Source organism: Nocardioides sp. (assembly GCF_035576065.1).
Lineage (GTDB): Bacteria > Actinomycetota > Actinomycetes > Propionibacteriales > Nocardioidaceae > Nocardioides.
Genome location: NZ_DATLWX010000024.1, coordinates 32672 through 48315 on the forward strand (window position 1 = coordinate 32672; position 15644 = coordinate 48315).

Sequence of the window (15644 nt, forward strand, 5' to 3'; positions counted from 1 at the left end):
CCGCTACCTGTCCCCCGCGTTACTACTGAGTACCAACGCGGCACTGAGCGTGAGGTTACGCACAAATCACCGCGACGTCATCAGATGGACACCTGGTGTCACTCGGTGTGACGTCGGGCGGCGCAAGACCCGGACCCATCAGCCAGAGCGGCGGCGACGGATCTCGGCGTTGATGGCCGGCACCACCTCGTGCAGGTCGCCGATCACCGCGTGCGTGGCCTTCGTGACCATCGGAGCGTCGGCGTCGGTGTTGATCGCCAGGATGACCTTCGCGCTGCTGCAGCCGGCCCAGTGCTGGATGGCACCGCTGATGCCGCACGGGATGTAGAGATCGGGCGAGATCCGGCTCCCTGTCTGCCCCACCTGCTCGTGGTGCGGGCGCCAACCGAGCGAGGTGACGACTCGGGAGACACCGAGCGGGGCACCGAGCAGGTCGGCCAGCTCGAGCAGGCCATCGAAACCGTCCTCGCCGCCCGCACCTCGACCCGCGCCGACCACGACACGAGCCGTCTTGAGACTGCCGGACCGGTCGGGCTCGGGCTCCTCGGTGGACATCACGCGGGCCACGAGGTCGGCGGCCGCAACGTCAGGAACGTGCTCCACGACCGCGGCCGTGGCGGGCGCGGCAGCAGGGCGGGCCTCGACCGCGTGCCCGGCGACGGTGAACACCGTGGGACGGCCGGAGACCTGCATCGCCTCCAACGCCTGTCCACCCACCACCTGACGGTGCACCACGAAGGGTGAGAGGCCGTCGAAGGAGACGGCGTTGGCCGCCATCGGCACGTCCGCACGCGCTGACAGGTGCGCCAGCACCTCGCCGCCGCGGGGCGTCCCGGCGGCCATCACCACGACCGATCGCGTGGTGGCGAGCACCGTCTCGATCCCCGCGGCCCACGCAGCTCCGGCGAAGGAGTCGAAGGCGTCACCAGCCAGGCGGTGGACCTCTCGTGCGCCGTACGCCGCCAGCTGCTCGCGCAGGCGTGCAGGCACCTCACCGACGACCACGGCGTCCACCGGGACGCCGCCACCCGCGTCGGCGAGCGAGCGCGCGAAGGTCAGCGCCTCCAACGACACCTCGACGGCGGCACCGTGGAGGTCCTTCTCGACCAGGACGAGGATCATCGGCTCAGCACCCCCAGCTGCTCGAGGAGGTCGACCACGGCCGGGGCGGCCTCCGGCCCCTTGCCCAGGACCTGGACGTCGCTCGGCGTCGCCGGCGGCAACGACCACCGCAGCCGACCGGCGCCGGATGGGGTGCCGACCGGTGCACGCTCCTCGATCGGGACCTTCTTGGCCTTCATCCGGCCGGGGATGGTGGGGTAGCGAGGTTCAACGCCGCCCTCCATCACCGTGACGACGGCCGGGAGGGGGACGACGTAGGTCTCGTGGCCGTCAGGCCCGTCGCCGCTGGCGGTCACGCTCATCCGCCCGTCCACTTCGGAGACGTCGACCGTGGTGACCCCGCTGACGACCGGACGACCCAGCTCGTAGGCGAGGCGGATGCCGACCTGGAAGTCCCCGGTGTCGGCGGCGTCGTTGCCGAGCAGCACCAGGTCGTGCGGGCGGCCCGCCACTTCGTGGTCACGCACCACCGCGGCGATCTCGCGGGCCACGTCGGCCGGGCCGAACTGCTGGCCGTCGGCCACGACGTGCGTCGCCGCAGTGCAGCCCACAGCCAGGGCGGCGCGCAGCTGCTCGACGGCCTCGGCGTCCCCGAGGGTCAGGACGGTGGCCTCGCCGCCGGTGGCGGTGGCGGCCCGGGCGGCGAGCTCGACTGCGCACTCCTCGTGCGGACTCGTCGCGTAGCCGGAGAAGCGCCCGTCGACGCCTTGGCCGTCGTCCGTCAGCACGACCTCGCTCGACGCGTCCGGGACCCGCTTGACGCAGACGAGGACGTTGACGCCGGTCATGGGGTGATTCATCTGATGCGCTCGTTGGCCGGGTCGAGGAGGGGCGTGGCGTCCACCGAGCCGACCGTGACCGGGTAGAGCTCCTCCATGTAGGACACGGCGAGCTGGTTGCCGAGGACCGCCTGGTCCGGCGGGAGGTAGGCCAGCAGCACATGCTTGCCCAGCGACGGCGCGGAGCCGGCCGACGTGACATACGAGTGGTGTCCGTGACCGTCGGTCAGGAGCCCGCCGTCCGGCGTGAGGATCGGCTCGCCTCCGATCATGTATCGCTTGGCGCCGCTCGCCGAGGTGTGGTCGTCGACGGTCAGTGTGCACAGGACAGCTGCCGGCTCCTGCTCCCGCTGGGCGAGGTAGGCCTCCTTGCCCACGAAGTCGGCCTGCTTGACCTTCGGTCGCTGCATGCCGGCCTCGATGATCGATCGTTCGCCGTCCAGCTCGGCGCCATACGCCCGATAGCCCTTCTCGATGCGTCCGGTGGTGCCATAGACCCCGATGCCGGCTGGTACGGCGCCGTGCGGGGCGCCTGCCTCGAGGAGCGTCTCCCACAGCGTGGCGGCGTCGCCCATGGGGACGTAGAGCTCCCAGCCGAGCTCCCCGACGTAGGAGATGCGGGAGGCCAGCACGGTGGTGCCGCCCACGGTGATCTCGCTGCAGGACAGGAAGCTGAAGCCGCCGTCGGACACGTCGTCCTCGGTCAAGGAGGACAGGATGTCTCGAGCCCGTGGGCCCCAGATCCCGATCGTGGAGACGTCGTTGGTCAGGTCCGTCAGCGTGGTGTGCTCGTCGTCCGGCAACCGGCCGGCGAACCAGGCCCGGTCAGCCATGCCGTGCGCGCCGCCGGTGACGACGCGGAAGTGGTCGGCCCCGAGGCGCATCACGGTGAGGTCCGACCGGAAGCCTCCCTTGGCGTCGAGGACCGGGGTGTAGACCACCTTGCCGATCGCGACGTCGCACTGCGCGACGCAGGTGCCTTGGACGACGTCGAGCGCGGCCGGGCCGGTGACGTCGAAGATGCAGAACGCCGACAGGTCGATCACCGCTGCCGCCTCGCGCATGCGGAGGTGCTCGGCGTTGATGATCGGGCTCCACCAGCGCGAGTCCCACTCGTGCTCGCGTGGCATCACGGCGTCGCCGTACTGCTCGAGGAGAGGTGCGTTGGACTCGTACCAGAACGGCCGCTCCCAGCCCGCGGTCTCGAAGAAGACCGCTCCCAGCTTCTCCTGCGAGTCGTGCATGGGCGAGAGGCGCTGGTCGCGATCCGAGGCGTACTGCTCGGCCGGGTGAATGATGCCGTAGGTCTTGATGAAGGACTCAGTGGTGCGCAGGCGGGTGTGCTCGCGGCGCTTCTGGTGCTCGTGGAAGCGGGCGATGTCGCTGTGGTGCACGTCGATCTCGGGATGGCCGTGCGTCATCCACTCGGCCAACGCCCGACCGACCCCCGGGCCCTCCTTGATCCACACCGCCGCCGCGGTCCACAGGCCGGTGACCTCGCTCTCCCCCAGGATCGGGTTGCCGTCACACGTCAGCGAGAGCAGGCCGTTGATCGCGTAGCGCATCTCGGCGCCCTCGGCGCCGAGCAGGTCCGGCATGAGCTCGTAGGCCTGCTCGAGCTGGGGGTCGAAGTCGTCGGAGGTGAAGGGCATCTCGGTCGGCGACAGCTTGGACTGCTCGATGGAGGGGATGTCCTCGGGCTCGTGGAGGATCGCGCGGTGGGCGTAGGACCCGACCTCCATGTCGGCACCGTGCTGACGCTCGTAGCAGAAGGTGTCCATGTCGCGGATGATCGGGAAGCTGATCTCACCGTCGGTCTCGGCGAGCTGCGGACAGGGACCGACACTGATCATCTGGTGCACGGCGGGCGTCAACGGGATGCTGATCCCGGCCATGTCGCCGAGCTTGGGACTCCAGACACCGGCGGCGATGACGACCGTCCCGGCCTCGATGTCGCCACCCGTGGTGCGCACGCGCGTGATGCGGCGACGACCGTGCGGGCCGTCCTCGGTGTCGAGGCCGACGACCTCGACGGTCGGGACGACCGTGAGCTCCCCGGTCGCCAGGGCCTGCTCGCGCATGAGGGTGCCCGCCCGCAGCGAGTCGACGACACCGACGCCGGGAGTCCAGAAGGCGCCGATGAACTGGTCGGTCTCGATGAACGGGACCCTTTCCTTGACGAACTCCGGCGTGACCAGCTCGGCCTCGATACCCCACGCCTTGGCGCTGGACATCCGTCGTCGCAGCTCCTCCATCCGCTCCGGCGTCCGGGCGATCTCGAAGCCGCCCGACTGCGTGAAGACGCCCATCTCCTTGTACTGCCGGACCGAGTCGAGCGTCAGGTCGGTGATCTCGCGCGAGTGGTCCACCGTGAAGATGAAGTTGGAGGCGTGACCGGTCGAGCCGCCCGGGTTGGGCAGGGCTCCCTTGTCGATCTGCACGACGTTGCGCCATCCGAGCCGCGTCAGGTGGTGAACGAGGCTGTTGCCGACGATCCCGGCGCCGATGACCACCACGTCCGCGGACGCTGGAACCTCTGCCATACGGATCTCCTGTTGCGTAGTGCGCAATGAGTTGCGCTATGTGCGTCAGTCGAAATGTACGCCGCCGTCCCCGACCTGTGTCAAGGAGGTCGGGGACGGCGGTGCGGGATATTCCGTGGAGCTCAGGGCCGACGGTTCAGCCCAACCAGGCCTCCACCTTGTCCGGGTTCTCCTCGATCCACCTCGTGGCCGCTTCCTCGGGCGACATGCCTTCATCGGCGATGTAGCCAGCAACGACGTTCTGGTCCTCGTTGGTCCACGAGAAGTTCTCCACCAGCCCGACAGCGGTGGAGTCCGACTCGGCCCACTCCGTGCCGACGATCTTCTTCAGCTCCGTCTCGGGGTAGTCGCAGTCGACGTCCTGGGGCTCGTCCTGGCAGCCCTCCTCGTACGCCGGCAGGGCGACCTTCGCCAGCGGCACCTCGGCCATGAAGTACTGCGGCTCGTAGAAGTAGCCGATCAGGAACTCCTTGTTCTCCTCGGCCTTGCGGAACGCCTCTATGCTCGCGGCCTCCGAACCCGAGAAGACGACCTTGAAGTCGAGGTCGAGGTTGCTGACGATCGCCTCGTCGAACTGCACGTAGGACGGGTCGGCGCCGAGGAACTGGCCCTGTCCGCCGGACTCCGAGGTCGCGAAGTCGGCGGCGTACTTGTTGAGGTTCTCCCACTCCAGGACGTCGGGGTTCTCCTCAGCGAGCCACGGCGGGACGTACCAGCCAATGATCCCGACGTTGCCCTGCGGACCCATGTCCATGGCTGTGCCGTCGCCCTCGCCCTCGAAGAACTTCTTCTCCAGGTCCGGGTGACCCCAGTCCTCGATCACGACGTCGACGTCTCCGGTGCCGAAGCCCTGCCAGGAGACGTCCTCCTTGAGGTCCTTGTAGTTGACCGTGCAGCCGAGCTCGTCCTGCGCGACCGTGCCGACGACGTAGGCGCTGGCCTCGAACCCGACCCACGGGTTGACGGCCATGTTGAGCTCGCCGCACTCGTCCCCGCCTTCAGCCGCCTGCGACTCGTTGGCCTCGGTCTCGGCCTCGATGGACCCGTCACCGCAGGCGGACAAGGCCATGGTGGCGACGACGGCGAGTGCCCCCAGCCGAGCCCCCTTCCTTCTGGCAATCCTCATCATCGTGCTCCTCATCTCCTCGTTGTTCCGAAAACTGGTGGGTGGCAACGCTCGGTGCGACCTAGCTGGGTGGTCCGATGGGCAGTCGGACGTTGAAGGCCCGGCGCGGACCGGGCCCGTCGTCGCGGCGTCTGTCGGCAGCGGCGCGCGTGATCCGGTCGAGCATGATGCCGAGCAGGACGATGGTCAGCCCGGCAGCTGCTCCCTTGCCCCACGCCTCGCTGCGCGAGAAGCCGAAGACCACGTCGTAGCCCAGCGCGCCAGCGCCCACGAGACCGCCGATCACCGTCATCGACAACACGTAGAGCAGACCCTGGTTGGTCGCCAGCACCAGCGACCCCCGGGCCATGGGGAGCTGGACCTTGGTGATCTCCTGCCATGCGGTCTGACCGGTCGAACGTCCCGCCTCGATGGTCGTCGGAGAGACGCCCTTGACCCCGTCCGCCACCAGCTTGATTGCCGCCGGTGCGGCATAGACGATGGCGGCGACGATCGCGGTGAACCGGGACGGGCCGAACAGCGCCAGCACCGGGATCAGGTAGACGAACGGCGGGATGGTCTGGCCCCCGTCCAGAAGAGGCCGGATGCCGAGGTCGACACGTCGGTCCCGGGCCATCCACACCCCGAACACCAGGGCCAGGGCCATCACCAGCACGGTGGCGACCAGCGTCATGGTGAGCGTGATCATCGTGTCGTGCCACAGGTCGAGATAGCGGATGCCGGCCAGGCAGACGAGGGTCGAGGCGAGCGCGCGCGGTCCGCCGAAGACGAAGGCGAGCGCAGCGATCGCCAAGAAGGAGACGTACCAGGGCGACTCGGCCAGTAGTGACTGCATGGGGTTGAGGAACCACTCGGTGAGCTCGTCCTTGATCGTCCCGGTGACCCCGCCGAAGGTGTCGGTGAACCTGTCGACCCCGTCGCTGACGCGCGCGGCGATCGTGTCGCCGAGGGAGTACGTCGGGAACTCGGCGAGCGCGATGTTGGTGCGAGAGAGGTAGACCGCCACCAGTGCCAGCGCACCGCCGCCGATCAGCATGGCGAGGCGCGCCTTCGGGTTGTCGCCGCCCCCGCGCGCCACCTTCTCGGCCCGCTCGCTGGCCGCCGTCGTGGTGCGGTCGAGCATCACGGCCATCACCACGATCAGCACGCCGGGCACGAAGGCGGCACCGACGTCGTTGATGCGCAGACCGGCCAGCACCGGCTGACCGAGACCCGGCCCGTCGACGAACGCCGCGAGGGTGGCCATCGAGAGCGCAGCGAGCGTCGTCTGGTTGAGCCCCACGATGATGGTCTTGCGGGCCATCGGGACCTGCACCTTGACCAGCCGCTGCCAATAGGTCTGCCCAGCCGAGTCGGTCGCCTCGATCGTCGTCGTGCTCACCTCGCGGATGCCGAAGCCGGCGATGCGGATGAGGGGTGGCAGGGCGTAGATCAGGGTCGCGACGACCGCGGCGCTCGTACCGATGCCGAAGAACAGCACGATCGGCAGCAGGTAGACGAAGGTCGGCATCGTCTGCATCAGGTCCAGGAAGACCGTGACCACCTGGTTGGCGCGGGCGTTCGTGCCCACCAGCACGGCGAGCGGCATGCCGATGAGGATCACCATCGTCACCGCGATGCCGGTGATGATGAGCAGGTCGAGCGAGTCCTCCCAGAAGCCGAGGAGACCGAAGGAGAGGAACGACGCGCAGACCAGGATCGCGATCCTCCAGTTGGCGATCACCAGCCCGAGGTAGGTCGCCAGGGCCGTCACCCCCAGCCAGCCGATCTCGGGCACCGGGCGGGGGAGGTTCGGCTTGACCAGCATCCGCTGCAGCCAGTCGACCCAGCCGCGGAAGAACTCCGCGATGCCGTTGCTGACCTGCATGATCGGGTTGGTGTCGCGGCTCGCGAGCAGCCCGTTCTGGAACTCCGTCAACTGGTCATGCAGGTCGGTGCGCGCCCCGCCGGGCAATGGCAGCGTGTCGTTGCCCTTGGTGAAGAGATAGACCGCGACCCACACGGCGACCACGGCAGCAGCGGGGATCAACCGGCTGACCGAGGGCTTCTCGGCGGCGGGCGGCTCGACGCCGGGCTCGACGGGTCGCGACGACCTCGAGTTCTTGAGCTTCTCACCCTCGACGTATCCCCTCGCCCTCAACCCTGCGCCTGCGCCCGGGCCGAGATCGCTCATAGCTGCTCCTCAGCCACGACGACCCGCATGATGTCCTCCTCGTCGACGACGCCGAGGAGCGTGTCGCCCTCCATCACGCGGATCGGGGCCTCGGAGGCGATGGCTGCGCGCGCCGCGTGCCGCACGATCGTGCCGACGGGCAGCGCCGGACCGTCCATGGACTCGCCCGGTCGCGGATCGCGCATCACCCACTTCAGGGTGAGCACGTGCGCCTTGGGCACCTCGGAGACGAAGTCCTTGACGTAGTCGTCGGCCGGCTTCGCCACCACCTCGTCAGGTGTGCCGATCTGCACGATGGCGCCGTCGCGCAGGATCATGATGCGGTCGCCGAGCTTCAGTGCCTCGGCCAAGTCGTGGGTGATGAAGACCATCGTCTTGCCGAGCTCGTGGTGCAGCCGGATGACCTCGTTCTGCATGTCGCGCCGAATCAGCGGGTCGAGCGCTGAGAAGGGCTCGTCGAAGAGCAGCATCTCCGGGTCGCCCGCCAGCGCCCGTGCCAGGCCGACGCGCTGCTGCATGCCACCGGAGAGCTGGTCGGGGTAGGAGTTCTCATAGCCCGTCAGCCCGACGAGCTCGATGATCTCCCCCGCCTTCTCGCGCCGCTCCTTCTTGCCGACGCCGCGCACCTCGAGGCCGTAGGCGACGTTGTCGATCACCTGGCGGTGCGGCAGCAGCCCGAAGTGCTGGAAGACCATCGAGACCTGCTTGCGGCGTACGTCGCGCAGCTCGCTCGCGGAGGCCGAGGTGATGTCCATCCCGTTGAGCGTCACCGTGCCGGCCGTGGGCTCGATCAGGCGCGTCAGCAGCCGGACCAGGGTGGACTTGCCCGAGCCGGACAGCCCCATCACGACGAAGACCTCGCCCGGGGCGACCTCGAAGGAGACGTCCTTGACGCCGACGACGCAGCCGCTCTTGGTCTTCAGCTCCGCTCGCGAGAGCTCGGCGTCGGGAGTCCCGATGATCTTGTCGGCACGCGGGCCGAAGATCTTCCAGAGACCGTCGACAGAGAGCGCTGGTACCTGGGTTGTCGATCGGGGTCGTGCTGGGGTTGCCGTCATGAGTGCTCCTCCCCTACGTGGTTGGTGAGGCCGTTGCGGCGGTCGCCCGGCGGATACAGCGAAGTTCCTTCCCGCAGGCGGTAAAAGGGTACGTCCGACGGCGGCAACGGGGTGTTGCCGACGATCAGGTCGGCCGCCTTCTCGGCCACCATCATCACGGGAGCGTAGATGTTGCCGTTCGGCACGTAGGGAAAGACGGACGCGTCGACGACCCGCACCCCTTCGATCCCATGCACCCGCATGGTGCTCGGATCGATCACCGCCATCTCGTCGACGCCCATCTTGGCCGTGCACGACGGGTGCAACGCCGTCTCGGCGTCGGCGGCAACCCAGTCGAGGATCTCCTGGTCGGTCTCAACGCCGGGACCGGGGGAGATCTCGCCGTCGTTGTAGTCCGCGAAGGCGGGCTGCTGAAGGATGTCGCGGGCCACCCGTACCGCCTCGACCCACTCCCGCCTGTCGGTCGGTGTGGAGAGGTAGTTGAACTGCATCGACGGGTGCACCTTGGGATCGCGGGACCGGATGCGGACCCAACCCCGGGTGTCGGCGTACATCGGTCCGATGTGCACCTGGTAGCCGTGCCCCTCGATGGGGGACGACCCGTCGTAGCGGATGGCCACCGGGAGGAAGTGGAACATCAGGTTGGGGTAGTCGACGTCGTCGTTGCTGCGCGCGAACCCGCCTCCCTCGAAGTGGTTGGTGGCGCCGAGTCCGCGGCGGTGGAACAGCCAGTCGTAGGCGATCTTGGGCCGCATCCGCCACCGGAGCCCGGGTGCGATCGAGACAGGCTGCTTGGAGGCGTGCTGGATGTAGACCTCGAGGTGGTCCTGGAGGTTCTCCCCGACGCCGGGCGAGTGGTGAACGACCTCGACGCCGTGCCGACGAAGCAGTGCCTCGTCACCGACTCCGGAAAGCTGCAGCAGCTGCGGGGTGTTGATCGCGCCGCCACACAGGATCACCTCGTCCGCCGCCACGTGTCGCTTCAGCCGCCCCCCGCGCAGGTAGTCGACCCCGGTCGCTCGCTTCCCTGAGAACCGGACGCCGGTCACCATCGCCAGCGTCTCCACCCGCAGGTTCTTCCGATGGATCACCGGGTGCAGGTAGGCACGGGCCGCGGAGAGTCGCCGACCGCGATAGACGTTGCGGTCGAACCGCGCGAAGCCCTCCTGGCGATAGCCGTTGACATCGTCCGTCGCGGGGTAGCCGGCCTCAACCGTGGCCCGGAAGAACGCGTCGAAGAGCGGGTTGGTCGCGGGGCCGCGTTCGAGCTTGAGCGGCCCGTCCCCACCTCGCCAGTCGTCGGCGCCCGCGAGGCAGTTCTCCATCTTCTTGAAGTAGGGCACGCAGTGGGCGTAGTCCCACTCGGACATGCCGGTCTCACGACCCCACCGCTCGTAGTCCAGCGGGTTGCCGCGCTGGAAGATCATCCCGTTGATGCTGCTCGACCCGCCGAGCACCTTGCCGCGGGCGTGGACGACACGGCGTCCGTTCATGTGCGGCTCGGGATCGGTGCGGTACTTCCAGTCGTAGAGCCGGTTGCCGATCGGGATCGGGAGCGCCGCTGGCATGTGCACCAGCGGGTCGAAGCGGAAGTCGGAGTGGCCCGCCTCGAGGAGGAGGACGGTGGTGCCGGGATCGGCCGAGAGCCGGTTGGCGAGGGCGCACCCGGCCGAGCCTCCCCCCACGATGACGACGTCGTACCGGTCCTTGCGCACGTCTACTCCCCGGACCCGAACCAGCGCTGGACGGCGGGTCGGATGTTGTGCCAGACGTGCTTGGTCTCCCGATATTCGTCGAGGCCGGCGGCCCCGAGCTCGCGCCCGGTGCCGGACTGCTTATAGCCGCCCCACTCGGCTTGAGGCACGTAGGGGTGGTAGTCGTTGATCCACACCGTGCCCATCCGCAGCCGGGCTGCGACGCGCTGAGCCCTCCCGGCGTCCTGGGTCCACACCGCGCCGGCGAGGCCGTAGATGCTGTCGTTGGCGATGGTGACCGCCTCGTCCTCGTCCCGGAACGTCTCGACCGTCAGCACCGGGCCGAACGACTCGTCCTGGGTCACCGACATCGTGCTCGTGCAGCCGTCGAGGACGGTCGGCAGGTAGTAGAACCCGGTGCCGAGGGCCGGGTCGTCCGGGCGGGCGCCCCCGCAGCGCAGCACTGCGCCCTCGGCGAGCCCGCGGGCGACGTACGCCTCGACCTTGTCGCGGTGGGCCTCGCTGGTCAGCGGGCCCGTCTCGGCGCTGTCGTCGAAGGGTCCACCCAGCCTGATCTCCTGCGCGCGCTCGACCAGCGCGTCGACGAAGGAGTCGTGGATCGACTCCTCCACCAGCAACCGCGCGCCAGCCGAGCAGACCTGACCGGAGTGCAGGAAGACGGCCGTCAGCGCGTAGTCGAGCGCGACCTCGAGGTCGGCGTCGGCGAAGACCACGTTGGGGTTCTTGCCACCCAGCTCGAGGGCGACCTTCTTGACCGTCGGCGCCGCCGCGGCCATGATCCGTCGACCGGTCTCGACACCGCCGGTGAAGGACACCATGTCGACCCGCGGGTCGGTCGAGAGCGGCGCGCCCGCCACCGCTCCCGAGCCGAGGACGAGGTTGCCCACCCCGGGAGGCAGGCCGGCCTCCTCGAACACCCGCATGAGGTGGATCGCCGAGTGCGGCGTCAGCTCGCTGGGCTTGAGCACGAAGGTGTTGCCCGCTGCGAGGCAGGGCGCGACCTTCCACGAGACCTGGAGCAGGGGGTAGTTCCACGGGGTGATGAGGCCGCACACTCCGATCGGCTCGTGCACGATCCGGCTCACGACATCGGCGTTGCCCGTGTCCACGACCCGCCCCGAGTCCTCGGCGGCCACCCGGCCGTAGTGGCGGAACACCGAGACGACGTCAGCGACGTCGTACTGGCTCTCCACGAACCTCTTGCCCGTGTCGAGTGACTCCATGCGGGCGATCACGTCGGTGTCGCGCTCCAGCAGGTCAGCCACCTGCAGCAGGAGGTCCCCTCGATCGCGGCTGGAGGTGGCGGACCAGCCGCCGTCGTGGAAGGCGCGGTGCGCCGCCTCGATGGCCACCTCGGTGTCCTCGGCGCCGGCCTCGTCCACCTCGGCCACGAGCTCGCCGTCGGCCGGGCAGCAGATGGTCCGCAGCCCTCCGGCGCGCGCTCCCACCCATGACCCGTCGATGTAGAGATCTGGCACTGGTGAGACCACCCTGGGCTGAAGTTGTTGCGTATGTCGCAACCGGATGCTCCGAGCGCAACCACAAGACCCCCCGAGGATGCTGCCGTGGGCGCCCCGTCGTCAAGAGGCCCGGCGCCAGCGTGACCTAGCGGTGACCCCAGCCGAGGCGGTGCGACACCTCGACGGCGGCCTCGACCACGAGCCTGACGACGTCGTCGAGCCGGTCCGCAGGCAGTCGGAACGACGGCCCGGAGACGCTCATGGATGCGATCACGTCGCCGTGTGCGTTGCGGATCGGCGCGGCCACCGCGGTGAGCCCGACCTCGAGCTCGTCGACGGCGAGCGCATATCCCTGCTCTCGGACCCGGTCGAGCTCTTGTCGGAGGAGCGCCCGCCTGGTGATGGTCTGGGGTGTGTACGGCGCCAGCGTGCCGAGGACGGTCTCGAGCTTGGCGGCGTCCAGGCCGCTCAGCAGCACCTTGCCGTTGCTCGTCGCGTGGAGCGGGATGTGCTGGCCGACCCAGTTGTGGGGCTGGAGGGCGGACGACCCCGCCACCTGGTCGAGGTAGAGCGCCGAGCTCTCGGAGAGGACGGCGATGTTGACGGTCTCGCCCGTGTCGGCGGCGAGCTGGCGGCACAACGGACGGGCCTCCTGCACCAGGTCCAGCCGCGCCGTGGTGGCGCCTGCGAGGCGCAGGATGCCCACCCCGAGGCGGTAGCGGCCGCGATCGACGGTCTGCTCGACGAGGCGGTGCGCCTCCAAGGTCGCGACCAGACGGAAGGCGGTGCTCTTGTGCACGTCGAGCTCAACGGCGATCTCCGTCACGCCGGCCTCGCCGACGCGTGCCAGGACCTCGAGGATGCCGAGTGCCCGGTCGACGGACTGGACGCCCTGGCCGGTCACGGCAGAGGTCACACCTGCGCCACTGCCCCCCGACGCGACCGCCTTGCCCATGGCGAGACACTAGCGCAGCGCGTGTTGCGTATCGCAGACTGCGAATCGCTGGGCGCAACACGAGTCGCACCAACTTTCGAGGAGAACCATGCTGCTGGCCCCCACCGCGTCCGACACGGCCGACGCGCCGTCCGGTGACTTCGTGCTCATCCTGTCGTGCCCCGACCGCCCCGGCATCGTGCATGCCGTCTCGGGCTTCCTCCTGGAGCGCGGCGGCAACATCGTGGAGAGCCAGCAGTTCGGCGACCAGCTCACCGATCGCTTCTTCATGCGCATCGACTTCGTCGTCGACCAACCCACGAGCGCCGACTCGCTGCGCGCCGACTTCGCCGCGGTGGCCAAGCGCTTCGAGATGGACTTCGAGCTGTGGGGGGCCGCTGCGCCGTACCGCACGGTGATCATGGTCTCCAAGCACCTGCACTGCCTCAACGACCTGCTCTTCCGGGCCAGCACCGGTGCCCTCCAGATCGAGGTTGCGGCCGTGGTGTCCAACCACCTCGACGCGGAGCCGCTCGTCCGGTCCTACGGCCTCGAGCTCCACCACATCCCCGTGACCGTCGACACCAAGGCCGACGCGGAGAAGCGCCTCATGGAGGTCGTGGACGAGTCGCGAGCCCACCTGGTCGTGCTGGCGCGCTACATGCAGGTCCTCTCCGACGACCTGTGCCGCCAGCTGTCGGGCCGAGCGATCAACATCCATCACTCGTTCCTGCCCAGCTTCAAGGGTGCCCGGCCCTACCACCAGGCCTTCGACCGCGGCGTCAAGCTGGTGGGCGCGACCGCGCACTACGTCACCGCTGCGCTCGACGAGGGGCCCATCATCGAGCAGGACGTCGTCCGGGTCGACCACACCTACGACCAGGACCAGCTCGTCGCCGCAGGTCGTGACGTCGAGGCGCAGGTGCTGTCGCGGGCCGTGCGCTGGCACTCCCAGTCCCGGATCCTCCTCAACGGCGACAGGACCGTGGTGTTCCGGTGAGGACCCCCATGCCGTCGGACATCGAGATCGCCAACGCAGCGACCCTGCAGCCGATCCGGGACGTGGCCCGGTCGACCCTGGGGATCGCGGAGGAGCACCTGGTCCCCTACGGCCACCACAAGGCAAAGGTGGACCTGACCTACCTCGCGACCCTGGAGGACCGGCCGCTCGGGCGCCTGGTCCTGGTCACGGCCCTGTCGCCCACTCCCCCCGGGGAGGGCAAGACCACCACGACGGTGGGCCTCACCGACGCCCTGCACCGCTTGGGGCACCGCGCCGTCGCCTGCCTGCGCGAGCCGTCGATGGGACCCGTCTTCGGCATGAAGGGCGGTGCCGCCGGCGGTGGCTACAGCCAGGTCGTCCCGATGACGGAGATCAACCTCCACTTCACCGGTGACTTCGCCGCGATCGCAGCAGCCAACAACCTGCTGTCCGCACTCATCGACAACCACGTCCACCACGGCAACGCCCTCGACATCGACGTCCGCAGCGTGACGTGGAAGCGCGTGCTCGACACCAACGACCGCGCCCTACGAGAGGTGGTCGTGGCGATGGGCGGCCACGCCAACGGCTTCCCGCGCGAAGACGGCTTCGACATCGTGGTGGCCTCCGAGCTGATGGCGATCTTCTGCCTGACCGAGTCGTGGGCGGATCTGAAGAAGAGGATCGGCGACATCGTGATCGGCTACACCCGGGCCACGTCGCCGGTCACCGCACGCGACCTCGAGGCGGACGGCGCCATGGCGGTCCTCCTGCGCGACGCGCTCGCTCCCAACCTGGTCCAGACGCTCGAGGGTGCTCCTGCCTTCGTGCACGGCGGCCCGTTTGCCAACATCGCGCACGGGTGCAGCTCGGTGACCGCCACCCGCGCGGGCCTGCGGCTCGCCGACTTCGTCGTGACCGAGGCGGGCTTCGGCGCGGATCTCGGCGCGGAGAAGTTCGTCGACATCAAGTGCCGCAAGTCCGGCCTCCGTCCGGACGTCGCGGTGGTGGTGGCGACGGTGCGAGCCCTGAAGTACCACGGTGGTGTCGCGCTGAAGGACCTCGCCGCGGAGGACCTCGGCGCGATCGAGGCCGGGATGGCCAACTTGCGACGGCACCTCCACAACATCCGCGACGTCTACGGCATCGACTGCGTGGTCGCTGTCAACCGCTTCCCCACCGACACCGACCGGGAGGTCGACGCTGTGGTCGAGCTGACTGCGGCCGAGGGAGTCGCGGCATACCCAGCGACGCACTTCGCGGACGGCGGGGCCGGCGCCCACGACCTGGCGCGGGGTGTGCTCGAGACGCTCGAGAAGCCGTCCTCCCACGAGCTCTCCTTCACCTACTCCGACGACCAGACCCTGACCGAGAAGGTCGAGGCGATCGCGACGAGGGTGTACGCCGCAGGGCTCGTCACCTGGGACGCGAAGGCCCGCCGGCGGCTGCAGCGCTTCGAGCGTGACGGCTACGGACACCTGCCGGTCTGCATCGCGAAGACGCAGTACTCGTTCTCCACCGACCCCACCTCGCTCGGCGCCCCGTCAGACCACGAGCTGCACGTCCGGGAGGTCAGGTTGTCGGCCGGGGCAGGCTTCGTGGTCGTCGTCTGCGGGGACATGATGACGATGCCCGGTCTGCCGGCAAACCCGTCGTCGTCGCGCATCGACCTGGCCGCCGACGGGACGATCCTCGGCCTGTCCTGACGGGCGTGTCGACGATCGGCTTGAGCCATAGGTGGTCGGGGTGCGC

At 69.1% G+C, this 15644-nt stretch carries 11 protein-coding genes; 2 read left to right on the forward strand and 9 right to left on the reverse strand.

The genetic code is table 11. The features are described 5' to 3' along the window. Positions 1–138 precede the first annotated feature (138 nt). The 9 genes from VNJ48_RS11975 to VNJ48_RS12015 all read right to left on the reverse strand — a co-directional run bounded on the left by VNJ48_RS11975 (position 139) and on the right by VNJ48_RS12015 (position 12931). The gene (locus tag VNJ48_RS11975; protein WP_325602361.1) at positions 139–1122 is read right to left on the reverse strand and encodes an electron transfer flavoprotein subunit alpha/FixB family protein; all 984 of its coding nucleotides are present in this window, start codon (positions 1120–1122) and stop codon (positions 139–141) included. Then, positions 1119–1922 (reverse strand): hypothetical protein, encoded by an 804-nt coding sequence (locus tag VNJ48_RS11980; RefSeq protein WP_325602363.1) that lies wholly within the window; start codon positions 1920–1922, stop codon positions 1119–1121. The genes VNJ48_RS11975 and VNJ48_RS11980 overlap by 4 nt, the downstream gene beginning before the upstream one ends. Then, entirely contained in the window at positions 1919–4444 is a 2526-nt protein-coding gene (locus VNJ48_RS11985) for an FAD-dependent oxidoreductase (protein WP_325602365.1), read from the reverse strand. The genes VNJ48_RS11980 and VNJ48_RS11985 overlap by 4 nt, the downstream gene beginning before the upstream one ends. A 136-nt stretch (positions 4445–4580) precedes the next feature. Continuing rightward, positions 4581–5585 carry an ABC transporter substrate-binding protein gene (locus VNJ48_RS11990; protein WP_325602367.1) on the reverse strand — a complete coding sequence of 335 codons (1005 nt, stop codon included), beginning with the start codon at positions 5583–5585 and terminating at the stop codon, positions 4581–4583. A gap of 46 nt (positions 5586–5631) precedes the next feature. Next, positions 5632–7743 (reverse strand): ABC transporter permease, encoded by a 2112-nt coding sequence (locus tag VNJ48_RS11995; RefSeq protein ID WP_325602369.1) that lies wholly within the window; start codon positions 7741–7743, stop codon positions 5632–5634. Further along, positions 7740–8801, reverse strand: a complete 1062-nt coding sequence (locus VNJ48_RS12000; RefSeq protein ID WP_325602371.1) for a glycine betaine/L-proline ABC transporter ATP-binding protein — start codon at positions 8799–8801, stop codon at positions 7740–7742. Before VNJ48_RS12000 ends, VNJ48_RS11995 begins: the two co-directional genes overlap by 4 nt. Beyond that, positions 8798–10516, reverse strand: coding sequence for a choline dehydrogenase (gene betA, locus VNJ48_RS12005; RefSeq protein ID WP_325602373.1), 1719 nt, complete (start codon positions 10514–10516; stop codon positions 8798–8800). The genes VNJ48_RS12000 and betA overlap by 4 nt, the downstream gene beginning before the upstream one ends. Positions 10517–10518: 2 nt before the next feature. Beyond that, positions 10519–11994: an aldehyde dehydrogenase family protein gene (locus tag VNJ48_RS12010; protein ID WP_325602375.1), complete on the reverse strand. Its 1476-nt coding sequence runs from the start codon at positions 11992–11994 to the stop codon at positions 10519–10521. Between the two features lie 127 nt (positions 11995–12121). Further along, on the reverse strand, positions 12122–12931 hold the full coding sequence (locus tag VNJ48_RS12015) for an IclR family transcriptional regulator (RefSeq protein ID WP_325602377.1): 810 nt from the start codon (positions 12929–12931) through the stop codon (positions 12122–12124). A gap of 88 nt (positions 12932–13019) precedes the next feature. Here VNJ48_RS12015 and purU point away from each other — a divergent pair, with 88 nt between their 5' ends. Further along, positions 13020–13910, forward strand: a complete 891-nt coding sequence (gene purU / locus VNJ48_RS12020) for a formyltetrahydrofolate deformylase (RefSeq protein ID WP_325602378.1) — start codon at positions 13020–13022, stop codon at positions 13908–13910. A gap of 8 nt (positions 13911–13918) precedes the next feature. After that, the gene (locus VNJ48_RS12025) at positions 13919–15598 is read left to right on the forward strand and encodes a formate--tetrahydrofolate ligase (RefSeq protein ID WP_325602513.1); all 1680 of its coding nucleotides are present in this window, start codon (positions 13919–13921) and stop codon (positions 15596–15598) included. Positions 15599–15644: the final 46 nt, after the last annotated feature.